The sequence below is a fragment of the Nostoc sp. GT001 genome (assembly GCF_030382115.1).
In the GTDB taxonomy this organism is placed as follows: domain Bacteria; phylum Cyanobacteriota; class Cyanobacteriia; order Cyanobacteriales; family Nostocaceae; genus Nostoc.
Window position 1 is genome coordinate 4679642 of sequence record NZ_JAUDRJ010000003.1, and the last position, 18705, is coordinate 4698346.

20 protein-coding genes and 1 pseudogene are annotated in these 18705 nt (G+C 41.7%); 7 read left to right on the plus strand and 14 right to left on the minus strand.

All coding sequences use genetic code 11. From position 1 onward, the window contains the following. Positions 1-174 precede the first annotated feature (174 nt). The 3 genes from QUD05_RS22740 to QUD05_RS22750 form a co-directional block, all read right to left on the minus strand. Positions 175-894: a conjugal transfer protein TrbI gene (locus tag QUD05_RS22740; protein ID WP_289798058.1), complete on the minus strand. Its 720-nt coding sequence runs from the start codon at positions 892-894 to the stop codon at positions 175-177. Positions 895-1284: 390 nt separating this feature from the next. Continuing rightward, positions 1285-1449 carry an NACHT C-terminal helical domain 2-containing protein gene (locus QUD05_RS22745; protein WP_289798060.1) on the minus strand — a complete coding sequence of 55 codons (165 nt, stop codon included), beginning with the start codon at positions 1447-1449 and terminating at the stop codon, positions 1285-1287. Positions 1450-1503: 54 nt separating this feature from the next. Then, a complete protein-coding gene (locus QUD05_RS22750) occupies positions 1504-2850 on the minus strand; it encodes a hypothetical protein (RefSeq protein ID WP_289798061.1) in 1347 nt (448 codons plus the stop codon). Positions 2851-3263: 413 nt separating this feature from the next. Between QUD05_RS22750 and QUD05_RS22755 the strand changes: the two genes are divergently transcribed. Next, positions 3264-3455 carry a hypothetical protein gene (locus QUD05_RS22755; RefSeq protein WP_289798063.1) on the plus strand — a complete coding sequence of 64 codons (192 nt, stop codon included), beginning with the start codon at positions 3264-3266 and terminating at the stop codon, positions 3453-3455. 354 nt (positions 3456-3809) lie between these two features. Next, positions 3810-6836, plus strand: coding sequence for an exonuclease subunit SbcC (gene sbcC / locus QUD05_RS22760; RefSeq protein WP_289798064.1), 3027 nt, complete (start codon positions 3810-3812; stop codon positions 6834-6836). A gap of 115 nt (positions 6837-6951) precedes the next feature. On the opposite strand, the gene QUD05_RS22765 is transcribed toward sbcC, so the two are convergent. From QUD05_RS22765 to QUD05_RS22775, 3 genes are all read right to left on the minus strand, one after another. After that, complete coding sequence (locus QUD05_RS22765; RefSeq protein ID WP_289798065.1) at positions 6952-8376, minus strand: peptidoglycan-binding protein; 1425 nt, start codon at positions 8374-8376, stop codon at positions 6952-6954. A 217-nt stretch (positions 8377-8593) separates the two neighbouring features. Continuing rightward, positions 8594-9103 carry an SH3 domain-containing protein gene (locus QUD05_RS22770; RefSeq protein ID WP_289800054.1) on the minus strand — a complete coding sequence of 170 codons (510 nt, stop codon included), beginning with the start codon at positions 9101-9103 and terminating at the stop codon, positions 8594-8596. A 290-nt stretch (positions 9104-9393) separates the two neighbouring features. Further along, complete coding sequence (locus QUD05_RS22775) at positions 9394-10905, minus strand: Ycf46 family AAA ATPase (RefSeq protein ID WP_289798066.1); 1512 nt, start codon at positions 10903-10905, stop codon at positions 9394-9396. A gap of 410 nt (positions 10906-11315) precedes the next feature. Here QUD05_RS22775 and QUD05_RS22780 point away from each other — a divergent pair, with 410 nt between their 5' ends. The 5 genes from QUD05_RS22780 to QUD05_RS22800 all read left to right on the plus strand — a co-directional run bounded on the left by QUD05_RS22780 (position 11316) and on the right by QUD05_RS22800 (position 13810). Further along, complete coding sequence (locus QUD05_RS22780; RefSeq protein ID WP_289798067.1) at positions 11316-11450, plus strand: hypothetical protein; 135 nt, start codon at positions 11316-11318, stop codon at positions 11448-11450. Between the two features lie 160 nt (positions 11451-11610). After that, positions 11611-12837: a protein NO VEIN domain-containing protein gene (locus tag QUD05_RS22785; protein ID WP_289798068.1), complete on the plus strand. Its 1227-nt coding sequence runs from the start codon at positions 11611-11613 to the stop codon at positions 12835-12837. 19 nt (positions 12838-12856) lie between these two features. Continuing rightward, positions 12857-13087, plus strand: a complete 231-nt coding sequence (locus QUD05_RS22790) for a hypothetical protein (protein WP_289798069.1) — start codon at positions 12857-12859, stop codon at positions 13085-13087. A gap of 73 nt (positions 13088-13160) precedes the next feature. Further along, positions 13161-13382, plus strand: coding sequence for an AbrB/MazE/SpoVT family DNA-binding domain-containing protein (locus QUD05_RS22795; RefSeq protein ID WP_029637898.1), 222 nt, complete (start codon positions 13161-13163; stop codon positions 13380-13382). After that, positions 13382-13810 (plus strand): putative toxin-antitoxin system toxin component, PIN family, encoded by a 429-nt coding sequence (locus QUD05_RS22800; protein ID WP_289798070.1) that lies wholly within the window; start codon positions 13382-13384, stop codon positions 13808-13810. The genes QUD05_RS22795 and QUD05_RS22800 overlap by 1 nt, the downstream gene beginning before the upstream one ends. Here QUD05_RS22800 and QUD05_RS22805 read toward each other — a convergent pair. The 8 genes and pseudogenes from QUD05_RS22805 to QUD05_RS22840 form a co-directional block, all read right to left on the minus strand. Continuing rightward, a pseudogene (locus QUD05_RS22805) lies at positions 13800-13931 on the minus strand (IS982 family transposase); the annotation flags it as partial. The gene QUD05_RS22800 and the pseudogene QUD05_RS22805 sit on opposite strands and share 11 nt — an antisense overlap. 145 nt (positions 13932-14076) lie before the next feature. Continuing rightward, on the minus strand, positions 14077-14604 hold the full coding sequence (locus QUD05_RS22810; protein WP_289798072.1) for a YceD family protein: 528 nt from the start codon (positions 14602-14604) through the stop codon (positions 14077-14079). A gap of 161 nt (positions 14605-14765) precedes the next feature. Then, the gene (locus tag QUD05_RS22815) at positions 14766-15293 is read right to left on the minus strand and encodes a Jag family protein (RefSeq protein ID WP_289798073.1); all 528 of its coding nucleotides are present in this window, start codon (positions 15291-15293) and stop codon (positions 14766-14768) included. After that, positions 15290-16441: a membrane protein insertase YidC gene (yidC, locus tag QUD05_RS22820; RefSeq protein WP_289798075.1), complete on the minus strand. Its 1152-nt coding sequence runs from the start codon at positions 16439-16441 to the stop codon at positions 15290-15292. Before yidC ends, QUD05_RS22815 begins: the two co-directional genes overlap by 4 nt. Before the next feature lie 178 nt (positions 16442-16619). After that, positions 16620-17012: a PH domain-containing protein gene (locus tag QUD05_RS22825; RefSeq protein WP_289798076.1), complete on the minus strand. Its 393-nt coding sequence runs from the start codon at positions 17010-17012 to the stop codon at positions 16620-16622. Continuing rightward, entirely contained in the window at positions 16999-17421 is a 423-nt protein-coding gene (gene rnpA, locus QUD05_RS22830) for a ribonuclease P protein component (protein ID WP_289798077.1), read from the minus strand. Before rnpA ends, QUD05_RS22825 begins: the two co-directional genes overlap by 14 nt. A gap of 25 nt (positions 17422-17446) precedes the next feature. Then, positions 17447-17581, minus strand: coding sequence for a 50S ribosomal protein L34 (gene rpmH / locus QUD05_RS22835; protein WP_289798078.1), 135 nt, complete (start codon positions 17579-17581; stop codon positions 17447-17449). Between the two features lie 113 nt (positions 17582-17694). Further along, complete coding sequence (locus tag QUD05_RS22840) at positions 17695-18207, minus strand: DUF2808 domain-containing protein (protein ID WP_289798079.1); 513 nt, start codon at positions 18205-18207, stop codon at positions 17695-17697. Positions 18208-18705 lie beyond the last annotated feature (498 nt).

Consider the following 18705-nt stretch of genomic DNA (forward strand, 5'->3'; position numbering starts at 1 on the left):
CTTTTAAATAAGTATTACAATAAATATCGATACTGATTAAGACGATATAGAGGTGGAATAGTTGCTGTTCAATAGAAGTTTTTAGGGTTAAAAATAAAGGCGATCGCACACTCTAGTTAAAGTGGCGATCGCATATAAGGAATGATTAAGTTCACAACTTGAATGAAGTTAAATTTAGTAGCGGGATTGTGGTACTAAATTCAAGTTAGAATTCAGAGTGAGCTTTAAATCCTGTGCAGGTCTGAGTACAAAGGCATTTCCTTCTTTTTTCCGTAACAGCACGCTAGCACCCGCACCCGCAGCCGCACCAATAACAGGTTTTAAATCGTCAATTCTGCGATTACCAGTAATTAATGAACCTAAAAGACCAGCACCCCCACCAATAGCTGCGTCAGTTAAAACCTGAGTTGTGTTGGGCTTCTGTGAAACTCTTTCAGTTGTGGTGTATGTCCGAGAAGTTGCATTAATCGACTGACGCTGACCGTTAGAAAATTCTAATTCTTGAGCGACAAACCGCACACCTTTTCCTTGGTTATCATCATCTCTTGTATCTCTGGAATAACTATCTAACTCAACAGATTCTAGCCGTCCATTTACTTTAGTACCAGCAGGAATTAAGACGTTTCTATTTCTGTCGATAATGTCGTTCGCTATTCTCAAGGTTAGAGATTTACTTTCTCCAGGAGCAATAGTAATTGTCTCTTTTTCGTAGGTGACAGGAAGAGCAACTCCAGAAGGAATGGTAACGTTTCCGTATTGTCCATTTCTGTTTTGCCCAATGTTGTATTGAGCATTAGCAGGAGCCAAGCTGAATAGGGGGCTAATGACGCTTGTAGTAACTGCTATTGCCATAAGTGCAGCAGTTCCAGATTTCCATTGATATAGGCGTGTCATAAGAAGGTTATCCTTTGTGTATGTGATGTATGTAATGACGAGGATTCACTGAGTTTGTTTCTGACTGTTTTTGAACCTGTCTATAGAAGTATTCCGAAGATAAAAGTACTTATTATGATGGGAAGTCTTTGCGATCGCAATCACTCTTCAGAATTTTTATCCTCCTAATGTGCGTCACTCCAAATTAGAGGCGAGACACCTATAAGACGTAAATGAGTATCATTTTGTTCCAAAATACTGTTTTACTACTCATGTCCACATATCTAAGCCATTGAATAGAGGCGAATTGGCTGACTGCGAACTCTTACTTTCATTCTAGATTGATTTGCTAGGATTTGGGAAATATTTTCGTTTTCTTAACGAATGATTTACTATCCGTTATGTAGGTATTTAAGATTGCTGCTGGCGCTTTTTAATCTCTGCGATCGTTAATAACAAAGTATCTTCTATTTGCTGTCGAATTTCATGGCTGACATAACAATCGCTATTTAAATAAGATATAGCAGTTTCCGGACTGGTGAGGTACTTTTTCAAAGCTACTAACTTTGGTAACAAAGATTTGGGTGTACCTCAGTTGCTTAGAAAACGCTATATAGGCACTTCAGATTATCAAACTTTTGCCAAAGCCTTCTTGTTTCTCATAGCATACTTCTTTTTCAACCCTGGTAGAGCTGCAAGGATTATACTTATACCAAGGATAGTAGACGGTTCAGGAATGGAGGAAGAAGATGTATTAATACGTTGAGCGAAGATACCTGCTTGACCTTTTTGGCTACCTTGTGTCTGCCAAGCTATTACAAATTCTGCTGAATCATTATTAGGAACAATTGAAAAATCGTAGATTTGATTTCCTTCTGAAGCAATGGTGAAGGGATCGCTGATTAGATTGCCTGATGTACCAATAAACTGCCCAATTAAGCCAGATTCGTTTTTCCATGCAAGTAGATAAGTTTGTAATTTTTCATTAAAAGCAACAGACAAAAAATCAAAAGATAAATTGCTACTGACAATAATCTCACTGCCGATTGTTGTCCCACTCTTATCAAGAAAGCGACCACGGATTTGTTGATCTTCAAAGTTCTTATAAATAACGAGGAATTGTTTACTAATAGGGTTAAAAATTGTTCTGATAGGACTTAGAGGCGTCATACCAGATTTAAAATCTGGTGGCGGTACAATTTCAAGTTGTTCGCTTATTAGTCCACCGTCTGCATTAATAAAACGACCTTGTACTGTATAGTTGGGAGAACTTCCTTGCTCGCGCCAGGTTGCTAAGTATTGGTTATTAACACTGTCCAATGCAACCTGTCCATTGGGAGCGCTATCACCAGAAGTATCAAGAGGAATATTAGAATTAATTAAGGTTCCATCCGATTTAATTCGCTGCCCCAAGATTTTGTTGCCGAAGCCTGTACTTGGGTCGAAGTCGTCGGAGGCTCTAGCTGTCTGGAAGTATTGGTTAACTTCAGGATTATAAAGTAGACTAATTTCTTGCCCTGCACTACTGATTAAAAAATTGTCTCCAATGAACTTGCTGTCTGCTGTTAGTAGTTGACCTACAGAGTTGTTATAAGGGAAAATTGGGTCTCCTTGAACTTGAAAACTCACTAAGTATTGATTATCAGTACTGTTATAAGCAATAACTGGCTGAAATTGACTACCTAAATATCGACGAGATAAGTTGACGTTTCCCTCAATTAAAGAACCTGTAGTGGAGAATCTCTGTGATACCAAACCTAGTTGGGAAGACCGTAGCTGAGTCCATACAGCTATATACTCTTGATCGATACTGTTGTAAGCTAAGTATGGATCAACAGGATATGAACCTGTCCCTTCTGATAGTTTAATAGGATTGCCTATTAGGGCTGCATATGCAGAGTTAATTCCTATCGTTGTTAAAGTCAATACTGTGGTAGAAATAAAAAATTTAATTGGGTTGCAAAATTTTCTATTCATGTCACTTTTGAATAAAATTTTTGAAAAGTTAAGAGATAGTAAAAATTCTTGCAGTTCTAACATCTTCAAAAAGTCCATTATCAGTTCGGTAGAGAGTGTAGCAAAAACAGATGGATTTGGGGAAAGATAGAAATCATTAAGCCATGTATCAATAGCTTTTTGCCTACCAGCAGCAGCTTTGGTTTGAGTACCACTTGTAAAGCAGTGGCTAATCCACTAGCTCGTAGCGAACTTAGCGATCGCCCGCACATAAGCTAACCACTAGACTTTTGCTGATTCTAACTGCCTATTTGGCGATTCATCCTCATCGCATACACAACTCACTAATATCACAAACCTGTATTTAAATCTAGAACAAACACTCACCTGTCAAAGTATGGATGTAGTGATTCAAATGATTTGGGAGTGAGTCAATGTTATCCAAGAAATTTCCTTCAAGAGATGAAGTGCTGGCTGTTGTAACACTGATTATGGTGATTGGTTCTCTCACTCTTGCAGTTATTGACGAGAAGAGTCGCCCTCAATTTCTATATTTAACCAAATTTGCTGTCGGTACATATATTGGATTGTTGATACCTCGGTCAAGATCAAGCGATAGCAATTAGCCAATGACAAATTCTCTCTTGCGACTATAGCAATCCTAAATAATTCATAAGAGACAAGATCCCCGACTTCTTTGAAAAGTCAGGGATCTGTAACTTTCAACTCTCACAAATCAAATAAGAATGTTTTCTTTTGAGTTAACACAAAGAAATAACTAAAAGCCTCCAGATGAGTTTCATTTTTCTCCGAAGATAGCAAAAGTTCTTTATGGAACAAGAAAAATTGACTCATTATATTGTTAATTTTTGTAAAATTGATGTCTTCAAGACTAGAAACCTGATATCTAGATAGCTAAACTAACAAACAGTGCATCTGTACTGTTAATTATTAAAAGTAGATGTGGCGCTATAGCGTGAATGATCCCAGTACAACTTATCCTCAAAAACTTTCTTAGTTACCGTGATGCAACTTTAGATTTTGGCGGTTTGCATACGGCTTGTATTTGTGGTTCCAATGGTGCGGGTAAATCTTCTCTTTTAGAAGCAATCACTTGGGCGATTTGGGGTGAAAGCCGTGCCACTGTTGAAGATGATGTCATCTATTCTGGTGCAAAAGAAGTTCGGGTTGATTTTACTTTCCAAAGTAACCAGCAAAAATATCGGGTGATTCGCACCCGAATTCGGGGAGGTACTAGCGTCCTTGAATTTCAAATAGAAATACCATCTGGGTTTCGCTCACTCACCAGCAAAGGGGTAAGAGCAACCCAAGATTTGATTTTAGAACACATCAAGCTTGATTACGATACATTTATTAATTCTGCCTACTTACGTCAAGGTCGTGCAGATGAATTCATGCTCAAGCGTCCCACAGAACGCAAAGAAATTTTAGCGGAGTTGTTGAAACTCAATCAGTATGATGACTTGGAAGAACGGGCAAAGGAATCTTCTCGTCAGTTTAAAGCAAGGGCAGTAGAGTTAGAGCGTTCTTTGGAGTCGATAAAAATTCAGCTGCAACAACGCGAGATCACCCAAGCGCAAAGAGTGGAGTTAGAAGCCGAACTCAATCAACTGCAACAGGTACAAGCTTTTGATAATATTCAATTACAAAGTTTGCAAGTTGTCCAGCATCAGCGCCAAAATTGGGAACAACAACTAAATTTTGTAAAGCAGCAATACCAAAATCTTACCCAAGATTGCGATCGCCTCCAACAAGAACAATCAGCTATTGGCTCTCAGCTATCAGATTTAGAAAAAATATTACATCAAGAAGCCGAGATTAAAGCTGGATATGCCCAATATCAAAGTTTACAATCTCAAGAAGAAGCTTTTGCTGTCAAATTTGAAGAACACACCCGCGCCCAACAGAATCGTCAACAAAAGCAACAACAGCTTACCAAACAAATTCACGAAATTGAACGGCAACTGCAACAAGCCCAAGCGCAGCTAGAAGCTTTACAGCAACAAGAGCGAGACATTCAGCAAACTCTGACTAAATCGGGTGAAGTAGAAGCCGCTTTGTCACAACTAACCGCAGCCCGTCACCATGTTGCTCGTCTAGATCAACTGCAAATGCAAGTGACTCCCTTGTTGCAACAACGAGCAACTTTACAAAGCCAACTCGATCGCACTCATGCTGGTTTAGTAGCGCGACTCGAACAACTCCAAAGTACTGAGAACCAATTGCAACGCCAGCATGGCCGCCAACCACAACTGCAACAAGCGGTGATGGATGTGGCAATCCAGATTGAGGAACTGGAGAAAAAGCGGGTTTATCTGCAACGAGTCCAAGAAAAGGGGCAAGAAAGGCGGCACTTTATCGAACGTCTGCAAGCTCATCAACGGGATTATGAAAAACTGCTGGGAGAATTAGAGCAGAAATTACAAATGCTCCAAAATCCTGAAGCACTTTGTCCATTATGTGAGCGTCCACTGGATGAACATCACTGGAGTCGGGTGGTGGAAAAAACCCAAAGTGAGTTAGAGGATACTCAAGGGCAGTTTTGGGTAGTGCGAGAACAAATGGCTGTATCTGACCGAGAAATTCAGGTACTTAGGCAGGAATATCGCGATATATCCCAACAATTGGCAGGTTATGATGGTTTACGGGAACAACGGGGACAGTTGGCAGCCCAGTTAGAAGCGACAACTGATGTGCAACAACAATTACAACAAATTGCTGCTGAAAAACAGCATTTAGAGCGATCGCTCCAAGCTGGTGATTACGCTCCCGATAAACAAGCCGAACTCCGGCAACTAGACCAATATCTGCAACAAGTTAATTATAATGAACAAGACCACGCCCTCGCCCGGAGCGAAGTTGAGCGGTGGCGATGGGCAGAAATTAAACAAGGGCAAATTAAAGATGCAACTAAGCGACAAGCGCAATTATTAGCCCGAAAACCAGAATTACAATCCCAAATTGCCCAATTACAAGCCAAAATTCAGCAGGATCAGATTGATTCTGAATGGGCTAAACAAATCGCGGCTCTTGAGCGTCACATTACTGAAATTGGCTACAGTTCCGAGCAGCATAACAATTTGCGTATGGCTGCAAAGAAAGCTCAATCTTGGCATTTGCGGTATCAACAACTGCTATCAGCCCAGCAGCAATATCCGCAACTCCAGACGAGGTTACAAGAGTTAGAGGAGTCTAAAAGCGCCAGATTAACGGAGCGGCAAAAACTCGGCGGACAAATTGAAAGCATTATCCAGCAACTACAAGCAACAGCTAACCCATCTGCCCAAATTCAAACTTTAGAGCAGCAGTTAGCAATACGTAGACGGCAACTCGATGAGCAAATAGCCAAGTTGGGGCGTTTAGAACAACTGGCGCATCAACTGGAAACGCTGCAAATTCAGTATGACCAACAACAACAACAATTACAATCTTGCAAGCAGGAATATCGTGTTTATCAGGAATTAGCGCAAGCTTTTGGTAAAAATGGTATCCAAGCACTGATGATTGAAAATGTGTTGCCGCAACTGGAAGCTGAAACAAATCAACTGCTTTCGCGGCTGAGTGGAAATCAGTTTCATGTACAATTTATTACTCAAAAAGCTGGGCGCAGTGCTAAATCAACCAAGAAAAATGCCAAGTTGATAGACACTCTAGATATTTTAATCGCCGATTCTAGAGGAACACGAGCTTATGAAACTTACTCTGGTGGAGAAGCCTTTAGAATTAACTTTGCAATTCGTTTAGCTTTGGCGAAACTATTAGCGCAACGGGCGGGGGCGGCGTTGCAATTGTTGATTGTAGATGAGGGTTTTGGTACACAGGATGCCGAAGGATGCGATCGCTTGATTGCCGCAATTAATGCGATCGCCTCCGATTTTGCTTGCATCCTCACTGTCACCCACATGCCCCACCTCAAAGAAGCCTTCCAAGCCAGGATTGAAGTCAATAAAACTCAAGAAGGTTCACAGTTGAGTTTGTCAATTTAACAGGAAGAATTCAGGAGTCAGGAGCCAGAATTCAGAATAAATTCTTTGTGACTGGCGGATAAATGGGCTGAATTCCCTCCTAATTGATTCTGAATTCTGAATTCTGTATTCTTCTTCAATTGTATTTTACCCGTGCATCTAGACCTAATGAGCGGAGCTTTTTCGTTAGGGTTTCTGCTTGGGCGCGATCGCTAAATGCTCCAGCATTCACATAATCACCTAGACCAGATTGCTCCGCAACAGCGTTGGGTATATATTGTTGCACTTTACTCAGAGTATCATTACTGGAAATTGGAATTATTACTCTGTAAGGATTATCAGCAACTAATGTATTGCCATTGGTAACAGGTACTACATAGTCATTGGCAGGAGGTAATGCATAGCGGTTAGTGTCAGCTAATACATAATTATTATTCTCAGTATAATTGGCCGGAGTTGAACCATTCAACCCCAATGCTTCCCAAGTTTGCCAATCTACATTTCCAGTGGAATTAATTCGAGAATATTGCTGGAATGCAACCACAGATTGTCTGGTGTAATCGTTGAAAAGTCCATCAGGATTAGCATTAGAGAAACCCAACTGCGCCAAACGCTCTTGAACTACTCTGACATTTTCTCCGCGATCGCCTACAGTTAGATAATTTCTACCTGGTTGTTGAATACCACCTGTAGAGACTCTACGCACTGAGTCCAAAACTTGGGCATTAGCAATGCCATCAACAGGTAGTCCATTATTTCGCTGGAATGCAATTACAGCTTCTCTAGTCATTGGGCCAACATTCCCAGTGGCATCAGCATTTAAATAACCTAGCTGCCGCAAACGCACTTGGAGTTCTCTGACTTGTTGAGTGGAAAGACCCGATCTTCCTGGAGTTGGAGAGGAACCCATTAGTGCGTTCCAAGTTTGTTGATTCACAATCCCGCTAGCAGTTATGCGATAACTTCGCTGGAATGCAATTACAGCATCTTTAGTAATTCGTCCAAAATTCCCCGTGGGATTAGTATTAAAGTAGCCTAACTGCCGTAGACGCTGTTGTAATCTTGTGACGGCTGCACCAGTTTGACCTTGAGAAAGAGTAGGATATTGACCAACTGGCGATCGCGACGCTGCGCCACTGATATTTCTATTAGAACTTCTACTTTGACACGCTCGTTGCAAGGCTCGTTGAGTACTAATACCCACAACTCCATCAGCCGATATTCTATTGGCTTGCTGGAATTTGATCACAGCATTTTGAGTCAAACTAGCAAACTTACCTGTAACCGGGCCGTTAAAATAGCCTAACTTTTTTAAACATCTCTGGCTACTGCTAACTTCAGGCCCATTACTTCCTATTTTCTGGAGTGCTAAAGCTTGCCCAGCAATACTCAGAAGCCCCGTAATCAGAGCCACAGACAAAAGACGCATTGCAGCACCAGTCGATAACTTTTTCCAATTTAAAAATTTAAAATTAACTACGATAGGAACAACCTTGATGCTTTCGGATGCCTCGTAGACTGAGGCAAGCTTTATTAAATGGCTAGCTACCCCTGTTTTCACTTGCTTTTTTAAAGTTAATGACTATAAAAAAGTATACCACTTAGCTATATGTAAGAATTACTTTTCGTATGATTCTTTACAAGTAAGTGTCCTGGGGAGCAGAGAGTGGGGAGATGAGGGAGATGAGGGAGATAGAGGGACAAGAGGACAAGGGGGTAAACAAAACTTCTAACTCTTAACTCAGCACTCAGCACTCCTAATGCCCCATGCCCAATGCCTATTGTTCATCAACTTTTTCAGTATTACCTGCTTTCACCCAACCTTCTTGTTCGCTACCTTCCAAACGGATCTTTTGCCAAGCTTTATCCTCACTTTCTGACAAAATAATAATTTTTTGATTAAAAGCAACTCCACCAATCTTTTCAGCTTCTTGATTTGGTTGCGATCGCAAACTCAAGCCTTCAGCCCAACTAACACGCCCTTGGTAAGCTCCTGCTGGTAATGGTTTTGATGATAGGGTAGCCTTTGGTGATTCTGTGGGAGTAGAGGTTGGGCTTGGAGACGATTCAGTAGATGTCCCAGATGTAAGAGTGGGCTTACCTCCTCCAGGCTCAGTTTTTTTAGGAGCTTGGGCTTTCACCGAAGGACTATCATTGGAATAAATGGGTTTGGCAGGGGCTATGCTCAGACGATTCATAAAATAGAGTGCAATTGCAGCACCGCCGCCTATTATTACAGCGATCGCTAAGAAGAACCCCAGTATAAACTTTGTTAAGCCAGACAACATAATTAAAACCTGATTATTAAGAGTCAAGGGTCTAGGTGAGCCAGTCATCTGCGTATTTTCCCTCATTGAGGAGAGTGGTGTTTAACTGGCTCTCAAGGGTTACGAGTACAGAAGCAAGTAACCCATCAGTATAAGAATCAATAGTCCATAATAATTCATCATTAACTATTGACTTTTGACTAACTGATTATTGTAGCTATGCTGAATAGACATCTGGTGAAATTAAATATGCGTTATCGAAAACCTTTGTAGAGACATAGGAGTACTACGTCTCTACATTTATTTTGGGTTCACGTAGTGCGCCGGAGGCGTTCGCTCAAGGGACTGTGTTTAGATGCTAAACGCGCTCTCCCAGCAGCAGCCCATTCTTGGAGTTGCTGAATTTGCTCTACGGCAGTTCGTGCTAAAGGTATGATCTGACTGGCTGCTTCTAAAATGTCATCGGTAGCAAAGTCGCGGTTTTGGCTAAATCCAATATGCATCGCTTCAATTAAAGTTTGCTCAATCTCGGCCCCAGAAAAATCGGGCGTTTCATAAGCTAGCCTGTCGATGTCATAACTTTTCAAGTTATGGGGGCGCAGTCGGGATAAATGAACATCATAAATTGCTTTTCTCTCTTCTTGAGTGGGCAAACCCACAAAGAAAATTTCATCAAATCGCCCCTTGCGGAGCATTTCTGGCGGTAAGGCTTGGATGTCGTTGGCGGTGGCGACGACAAACACGGGTGAGCTTTTTTCGGCTAGCCAGGTAATAAAAGTACCAAACACACGGCTAGCTGTTCCGGCATCACCTTTACTACCAAGTCCGGCAAAGGCTTTATCTATTTCATCAATCCACAAAATACAGGGGGCGAGGGCTTCAGCTACTTGGATCATTTGGCGAGTGCGAGATTCTGATTCACCTACCAAACCACCAAATAACCTTCCCACATCCAGACGTAGCAGGGGTAAATGCCAGTGATGAGCGATCGCTTTTGCCGTTAACGATTTACCAGTTCCCTGAATACCCACCAACATTAAACCACGGGGGTGCGGTAATCCGTACTGTCGCGCTCGATCGGTAAATGAACCTCCCCGACGAATCAGCCAATCTTTCAAGTTATCGAGTCCGCCTATATCAGAAATTTGCTCAGTGGCGGGGTAGAAGTCCAGGATTTGGGTTTGGCGGATAGTTTGGCGCTTTTCTTCCAAAACTAGATCCACGTCTTCTGGTCGCAATTCACCGTGAGTAGCGATCGCTTTTGCCAAAACCCGGCGAATTCGTTCCATTGAAAGCCCTTGACAAGAGCGCACTAAGTCATCTAGAACTTTGCCAGAAAGGGAGTTACCAGTGCTTTGGAGTAAGCGTTCTACCTCAGTTTTAATTTCTGGGGCGGCGGGTAAGGGAAACTCGACTACTGTCAACACTTCCGTTAAGTCGTCAGGGATGGCGATGCGTGGTGACAGTAGGACAATATTTTTTGGTTGCGACTTGAGAAGTCTCGACAGGTTGCGGAGTTTGCGAGCGATCGCAACATCATCTAAAAAGCGATGATAATCCCGTAGAATCAATACTGCTGGTGCGGAAGCTGGTAATTTTTCGATAAATTCTAAAGCTTGCAGGGGGTTACGTCGCCCAAACCCAACATCATTGGGGTTTCCTTGGTAGCCATCGACAAAATCCCAAGTATACACTGGGCGATTACCCTGGTTGGTTGCTTCTTCCCGGATAGCTGCTTCTACCCGTTCTTCCTCATAGGTGGGAATATAAATCAAGGGGTAGCGGGCGCGTAGCAGCAGTTTAAACTCTTCACGGAAGTTCATATTTAGGTGTGGTTATTTGTTCTTCTCTCATTGTTCAGCAAAATATTAGGCGAATAGAATTCACTGCTACACAAACAAAGTCCGCCTCCGTGGACTAACGGAAAATCAAGATTTTTATAATACACTTAGACGTAAACATTTCTGAATTACCTTTTTCGTTCATATCTCGGCTCAATGCCTATTTGCATCAGGTATTTGAGTTTTGATTAAGGCATAATTATGGGGAAAGTAAATCTAGTATCGCTGTCTATAAATCTTCAAAGAGTCACAAGTTTGAATAGGCTGTCTCTTCATGTTCTGGTTGAACAGGCATCCGAGGGGCATTTTATCGCATCAGTGCCAGAGTTGCCTGATTAGACTTCTTGCATAAGTCGGGAAAAGGGTAAGGGGGAAGGGGAAAAGGTTCTGTATTGTCCCCTTCCCCTTTAACCTTTACCCTTTTCCCCCTCTTGCAAAAAGCACTTTTGCAAGAGGTCTATTGTGTAGCTGAAGCTGAAACCCGTTCGGATGCGATCGCACAGTTTGAGGGATTAACCAAAGAGTAGGTTTATGGGTGGCAGGAGTCACCCACGTTTTTTATAAACTTCTGCAAACTGAAAGGCGTTTATCAAGTCTTTATTAATTTGTGATGTAATTACTGATGCCTTACTAAAAACAGAAAGGTCAAGCTGAAAACAGCCAACATCAAAATTATATTTATCAAAAATGAAAACGTTAATATTTTTGTGCAATGACAATTCTGAAATTGACATTCGTGATGATATACAAGATGCAAAGAGAGAAATTACTGCTGGAGAATTTTATTATACTACGTGGAGTTGCGGAAATAATACTAAGATTGAAGTTGGAGATAAAGCTTATTTTAAACGAACAGGCAGTAAACCGCATGGCTTTTTTGCTGCTGGCAAAGTTGTTCCTGCACTTAAAGAATACCAACTAAAAAAACAAAATGAATATAAAAATCTAAGTGAAGCCTATTTAAATAGCTTCTATGGAAACAGCTTTATGGTAGTTGTTCAAATAGATTCTGTTGTTGACTTTGATCAGCCTTTAGAGCAAGAAAGATTAAGGTGTATGCCTCAGTTCAGGGGAGCTAATTTCACATTTATGCAGGGAGGATGTAAGTTTGATGAAAGATTTTGTGAAAGTTTAGATTCGGCTTGGGAAGACCATTCGATGCCTCTTTCGAGGAGAGGATATGGTAAGCGTTTAGTTGATATTTTCTGCGACAAGGGCAAGAAGCACAAGGATGAGATGAACTATCAAGATGCTATTGAAGCATACAACCAGGCACTTGACATTCAGCCCGGATATTCAAAAGCCGTTAATGCCTTGAGGGTGTGTGAAAGGTTACTACATAATCAAAATACTAGAAAGATATCTGAAATCAAAGAAATAAAACCTGATAACACCTCTGAGGAATCAGAATCTTCAAACATTTCAGACTCTAGTAATGAAAGTGAAACTATTCAAGCCACAAGTATAGCTCAACTTCAAAAGGAAGGGGAACAAAAACAAGAAACGACTTCTCTAGGTGCTGGTTTTGGCAATTATCAAAAAAATAAAGAAGTTGAGAAAGCCGCAATTGATTTTGTACAAAAACAGTATGATGGCTGGGATATCCAATCTTTTGAAAGAGATAAAATAGGTTACGACTTAACTTGTACTAAAGATTCCATAGTCAAAAATGTTGAAGTAAAAGGTGTTTCTGGAGGAGAACCAGCTTTTATAATTACTGCTAACGAAATTGAGCAGGCAAATAAAAATCCTAATTTTGTGCTTTGGGTTGTGACTTCAGCACTTAATAGCCCAAAAGGATACTGTTGGACTGGATGTGAAATGTTGTCTCAGTTTGAGCTAAAACCAATTCAATACATGGCTAGATTACGTCCAATATTTAGAGTTGAAAAGGAGCGAGGTTGTTATGTTTAATTATGGCCACCTGCATTAATTGGGGCAAACTATACCTGCAAGTGGTTATCGCGCTGCAACCATAAGCAGGTTTGTATCAGCCAACGGGTTCATGCGGGTTGTAGCGATGTCTACGACGGGCTACGCCTACGCAATTGATAAGTTGGAATTGATGAAGTGCGATCGCCATCGCGTCGCCAACGGACTTACAATGCTTTGGGTCAGTAGTTACACGTTTGTCAGAAAAGCTGTTTCTGTGATTGGGTTTTAGCTTTAGTAAGGTAAAATGTATATACTAAAGTAAGGAATCCTTACATTTGATAGCAAAGGCTAGGAGGCAAGTCATGCTCGCCAAGTTAACTTCTAAAAATCAACTAACGCTGCCTAAAAGTATTACTCGTGAAATCGGTGAGGCTGAGTATTTTGAGGTAAAGGTGGAGGGGGGGCAAATTATTCTGACTCCTGTAAAAATTCAGCGGGCTGATGCAGTTCGATCTAAGCTGGCGGATTTAGGACTGAGTGAGCAGGATGTGGCTGATGCAGTGGCTTGGGCGCGTCAATCGTAATGGTTTGTCCACGGGTGGTAATTGATACTAATATCATCATCTCGGCGCTGATATTTGGGGGCAGAATATCTAGGCTTCGTTTGGCATGGCAGGACGATCTCTTCACTCCACTGGTTTCTAAAGCGACAACAACTGAGTTAATCCGAGTGCTGGCTTATCCAAAGTTTAAGCTCACACCAACTGAGCAAGAAGATTTACTATCGGATTACATACTCTTTTGTGAAGCTGTAGCGATGCCCGACCGTTTGCCTGTAATTCCTGAATGTCGTGATCCGTTTGATGTGCCTTTTTTACTTTTGGCTGTGGTAAGTGAGGCTGATTATCTCGTGACGGGCGATCGCGATTTACTCAGTCTAAAAGATAATTTTTCTTGCCCGATTATCACGGCTGAAGATTTTCTAAATGTTATTGATGGTCAGTCACCCTAATTTTTCCGGTGATGCCTTGTAAAAGTGGTATTTGTTGCCATAAGTTTTCCCACTGCTTACAGAAGTCATCTACATCGCAGAATATTTGTGTAATGTAGAGCCGAGATACAATAGTAGACATAAACTTTCTGATTGCATCTTACAAGCCTCATATATTTGCCACCCATGCTGTCTCTGTCGAGTTAATATTCCCGAAAGCGATGCCTAGGTTGGTAAATTACGCACGGGCGGGCAATCACAGAATTTTAGGCATCAGTAATAAGCTATTAGCCGGGAAGTTGCTTTTTCAGTGCTTCTAGAGAAGCCCAACGGTTATCAACTGGAGTTTCACCACTATCAGAACTATCAGAACTACCAACAGTATTACTTACAGGAATACCTGGACAATTGCGATCGCACAGTTGCCGTTGTGGTACTGCCAAGCACATCTGCTCATACAGCCATTCGTTTGGATAAAAATAACCATCAGGCGGTAAACTTTCCAGCAAATCTTCCATGACTACTTCCCTTTCTAAGGGCAAGTCATTTGCCTGATTTGCAGTTTCGTCTAACCAGATGATTTCTTTTGTATCAAGCCCTAAACGGCGATTGTATTGCTGCAAACAGCGGTTGCAGGTACAAGTAATAATTGCTTCTGCCTGACTAGATACTTGTAAGTAATTACCATGATGCTGTACGCGCACGTAGCCGCGAACTGGTGTCAAAGTTTCCAGACCAGGCAGAAATTCATTAACCTGAACTTCCTCTGTCCGCTCCGGGGCTTGAGTTAGCTGCAGAATATAAATTGCGTCCATAGGATTTGTGAGATATCCTCACTAAAATTTATCTCGATCACCAGCAATTATACTGATACTGAATCTTTATTTTATCCCTTAAGAACAAGAGAAATTTTGAAATTATATATGGTTATGAGTTTTCAATTAACTCCAAACTCATAACTCCAAACTCCAAACTCCTAACTCCTAACTCCTTCCAACGAAGCTGGACAGACAACCAGATGACGATGTGGCTCTTTACCGCGACTGAAGGTTTCTAAATCTCCAAATTCCTTTAAGAAGGTATGAACTTGACGCCGTTCAGCAGAACTAAGAGATTTGATTTCCACTTCTCTACCAGAAAAGCGCACTTCATCGGCTGCTGCTTCTGCTAATGCGCGAATTTCGGCTTCTCTTTTGACCCGGTAGCCATTTAACTCAATGGTGTAAGAGGCTTGTTCTTCCGGGGGTTGGCTAAGGTTTAGAACCGAATTTGCTAGATACTGAATCGCATCTAACACAGAACCATCAGCACCAATTAACACCTGGATTTGTTCTGATGTCAAATTGGTTTGGTCAATAGTCAACCAGTAGTTATCTGGTTCTGGAGAATCGCCATCTTGAGATTGGGCAGTTTCTAAATGACCCTGAATCTCAGCAGGTATTCCAGTGAGTTCCAGCAGGGTTTTTAACCACTGCTGACCTCGCTGCATCGGAATGTCGCTCATGATCCCCCTGTTGCCTTTTTCTTAGGACTTTTTGGTTCAAACGGTAATGCTTTTTGTTCTGTGACTGCTGCTTCTTTCTCCTGGGTTTCTACGATTTTTTGCAGTTCTTCTGGTAGAGGTTCGCGGGAGAGAAGATAAGTTTGGGCGGTTTGGAAAATATTACCAATCACCATATACATCAGCACCCCAGCTGGTAGGGGGAAGAACAAGAACATCCCAGAAAAGATGACGGGGGTGATTTTGTTAACTGTATCCTGCTGCGGATTGCCACCGCTAGAATTTTGCCCGGAAAGCATTTGGCTAACATAAAGGCTGATTCCAAAGAAGACGATCATGGCGACGATATCCCAGTGGATTGTGCCATCTGGATCTTGTGCGCCAACCCTGCCTAAAGCATCAATAAATAGAAAGCCTTTTTCTGCTGCTAATCCAGGAATTGTTCCTTGAATGGTGACATCTCCTGGTTGCAAGGCTTCTACATTGCCCTCGGCATCAATTTTTATCCTATCTTCACCCTTGGTAATTTTCCAATCAGGAATCAGCTTATTTTCTGGGTGTTCTGCTAAGAGTACCTGAAATGGTTTACCTTCAACAGTCTGATACTGTATCTTGGTTTGTTCTCCCACCGCTAATTTACTTCCGCTGGGAAGAATGGCAGCTACTTTAACGTGTTCCCCATCTGCAACGTAAATATTTTGCGGAGCAGTGGCAAAGGCTTGCGGTTGAATTTGTTCGATTTGTTCTGCGGGAAGAATTTGCAGGTTAACGCTGTAGTTCGCACTTGCAAAAGGTGAACCCCGCAAGGTGGCAAACAGCGCTAACAAAACTGGCATTTGCACTAGTAATGGAAAACAGCCTGCCAAGGGGTTGCCAAATTCTTTTTGGACATTGACCATTTCCTCTTGCTGCTTTTGCGGTTCATCCTTATAGCGCTCTTTGATTTCTGCCATCCGCTTCTGCATCAGAGGTTGTACAATTCGCATTTTCCGCATATTGCGAATTGAGCCAGCACTCAGGGGATAGAGCGCGAAGCGGACTATCAGGGTCAAAGCAACGATCGCTAATCCGTAGCTAGGCACTATACCATAGAAAAAATCTATGATTGGCAGCATCACGTTGTTCGAGAGAAAGCCGATACCAAAATCCATTATTCTGAATTCAACCTGAGGTACTGTAAACTGAATCTAATTTATCTAAATCATGATTTGTCTGCGACTATCTCTCGCTACGGATAGCCGCACATTCAAATGGAGCATCGGGAATTGGGCACTTGTAATGAGCGTAGCCGAAGTATTGCTTCATCTCACTCATCTTCCCCTACTCCCATCACTGATTGGCAGTGGCGCTAAATTCGGGGTTTTTCGCAGCAATTCTTTCGTTAATGTAGTCATAGACTTCCCGAAAATTGGGAATTGCACGCAATTCCAGACGACTGCCGTTTTTTAGGGTAATCGCCATATCTCCCCAAAAGCCAATGCCACGGGGAACTTTGACGATTTTGACAATTTCTGAGTAAATCACGTCAGTGCGATCGCGCCCCTGCCAACCTCCAATCACAGTAATTCGGCGATCGGTGATGCGGAAACGCAGCCACAATGCTCTGACAATTGCTCCAACTGCTAATGGTAGCCCAACAATGGTTAGCCCAATCAGCAGGTTGACAATTAAATCCCCAACATGGGGACCACCTTCATAATAAACATCTTCACGAATTCCCATCGAACACCTCAGCTTGTGCCAACAACTGCTCTAATTCTTGCAGAAATTGTGGGCTTACGCACTTAGATTCTGCTGCTGTGGGTTTGACAATAAATACTAGCCGCCATCCTGGTGATAATTTTGGCAGCAGATTATATAAAGCAGCAGTAATTTGCCGTTTGATTCGGTTGCGAACTACTGCCCTTTTGCTGACTTTTGTGCTAATTGAAATACCAATCCGCGTGCTGGCAAGGAGCTTTGAGTCAGTTGCTTGTGTAGTCTGGGTGGCAGTGTCCAAAGAAGGTTTCGTTAAACATAAGGGCTTTAAGGCTCTCAATGTTAAATAAGAGCCATGACGCCGAATTCCTTCTCGGAAAACTGCCTGGAAATCCTTTCGGGATTTTAGCCGATTTGTTTTGGGCAAAGCCACAGATGCTCTTTTAGCTTGATATGCCCTAAACAGCCAGACGGTGACGGCCTTTTTTCTTNCTGGCGCTAATCACGTTTCTGCCGTCTGGTGTCCGCATCCTGGCGCGAAAACCAGAGGTTCTTTTTCTCTTACGGCTAGTACCGCCCAGTGTTCTTTTCATACTCTTCTCCTCTTAGGTGATTTTTATAAAAACTCACAATCTCTAATTTTATCATTTTGTTAGGGAATTGGGAATCGCCGATTGGTTATATCCTCACTCCCTACTCCCGATTCTTAACTAATGCTCAAAATCCATGTTCCCATGTAGCGCAGTAGTGGTACATCGCCAGGGGAAAGCACTTGACAGTTAAAATAGTAAACTCCACCGAAGGATGGGTTTTTCACGTTAGATAACACTACCTCGACTGCACTACCTGCTGGTACTGGCTCTTGAGGAAAAATATTAATCAGTTTACCTTCTTTGTCCCACTTCACCTCAGAAAGCGGAACTGCTTTGCCTTTGACTCGGACTTCAATTTTTTTCTGGTCAAAAGTTCCTTTGTAATAATCAGGGTAGGTAATGGCAAATTGACCAACTGCCAATTTCATTCTTTTAGCTGGAATCTTTAATATGTATCGATCCCAACCATTAGCTTGTCCCCCAAAATCTAACCGGAAGGGTAGCTGATTTTCTTGTTTGACGCCGCTAAACAGCGTAAATCCAGGTAAGCTTTGCGCCAAAGTCAAGGCTGGTAATCCAGTAACCAAAAAGCTAGTTACGGCTAAAGCAGAAAGTAAACGTCGCATAATTGGGCTTCCTCTACCAAAATATAAATCTGTTATCTAAAAATGACTGTGTGTTAGTATTCTTTACTAAACTTTACTACTGGCTTCCTGACAATGGACGTTTAATTTCAAAAAAAGTGCCATTATATCTGAATTTTAGGCAACAGTAAAATTACTTAGTGTTAAAATAAACGCATATCAAATTTACTTCATTACCCTTATATAGCCCTGATTTGATTACTAAGTTGGTCAAATTTGGAACTAGATATAAACACAGTTGGGGGTTGGATTGTGTTTCCAAATATGTATAAGTGTATCTAAATTTGAGAATTTTGTTATAAAAATTGATCCATGTCATCAGCGATCGCCAGTTAAGTTGGGCTAAATTGATTAAAATAAGTTGGATTGGAATCGAAGTCGTAATCATTAAAATTTGANTTGGGAAATTATCAAGCTTTCAAAATTCGGTCAATATTACTCTATAAGAAAGGAATACCAAAATTTCTCAATCCCGAAAAC

Coding starts and splice junctions, on each gene's coding strand:
- QUD05_RS22740 (WP_289798058.1), bottom strand. CDS start 894: ATGACACGCCTATATCAATGGAAATCTGGAACTGCTGCACTTATGGCA.
- QUD05_RS22750 (WP_289798061.1), bottom strand. CDS start 2,850: ATGAATAGAAAATTTTGCAACCCAATTAAATTTTTTATTTCTACCACA.
- QUD05_RS22755 (WP_289798063.1), top strand. CDS start 3,264: ATGTTATCCAAGAAATTTCCTTCAAGAGATGAAGTGCTGGCTGTTGTA.
- sbcC (WP_289798064.1), top strand. CDS start 3,810: ATGATCCCAGTACAACTTATCCTCAAAAACTTTCTTAGTTACCGTGAT.
- QUD05_RS22770 (WP_289800054.1), bottom strand. CDS start 9,103: ATGTTGTCTGGCTTAACAAAGTTTATACTGGGGTTCTTCTTAGCGATC.
- QUD05_RS22775 (WP_289798066.1), bottom strand. CDS start 10,905: ATGAACTTCCGTGAAGAGTTTAAACTGCTGCTACGCGCCCGCTACCCC.
- QUD05_RS22785 (WP_289798068.1), top strand. CDS start 11,611: ATGAAAACGTTAATATTTTTGTGCAATGACAATTCTGAAATTGACATT.
- QUD05_RS22795 (WP_029637898.1), top strand. CDS start 13,161: ATGCTCGCCAAGTTAACTTCTAAAAATCAACTAACGCTGCCTAAAAGT.
- QUD05_RS22800 (WP_289798070.1), top strand. CDS start 13,382: ATGGTTTGTCCACGGGTGGTAATTGATACTAATATCATCATCTCGGCG.
- QUD05_RS22810 (WP_289798072.1), bottom strand. CDS start 14,604: ATGGACGCAATTTATATTCTGCAGCTAACTCAAGCCCCGGAGCGGACA.
- QUD05_RS22815 (WP_289798073.1), bottom strand. CDS start 15,293: ATGAGCGACATTCCGATGCAGCGAGGTCAGCAGTGGTTAAAAACCCTG.
- yidC (WP_289798075.1), bottom strand. CDS start 16,441: ATGGATTTTGGTATCGGCTTTCTCTCGAACAACGTGATGCTGCCAATC.
- QUD05_RS22825 (WP_289798076.1), bottom strand. CDS start 17,012: ATGGGAATTCGTGAAGATGTTTATTATGAAGGTGGTCCCCATGTTGGG.
- QUD05_RS22840 (WP_289798079.1), bottom strand. CDS start 18,207: ATGCGACGTTTACTTTCTGCTTTAGCCGTAACTAGCTTTTTGGTTACT.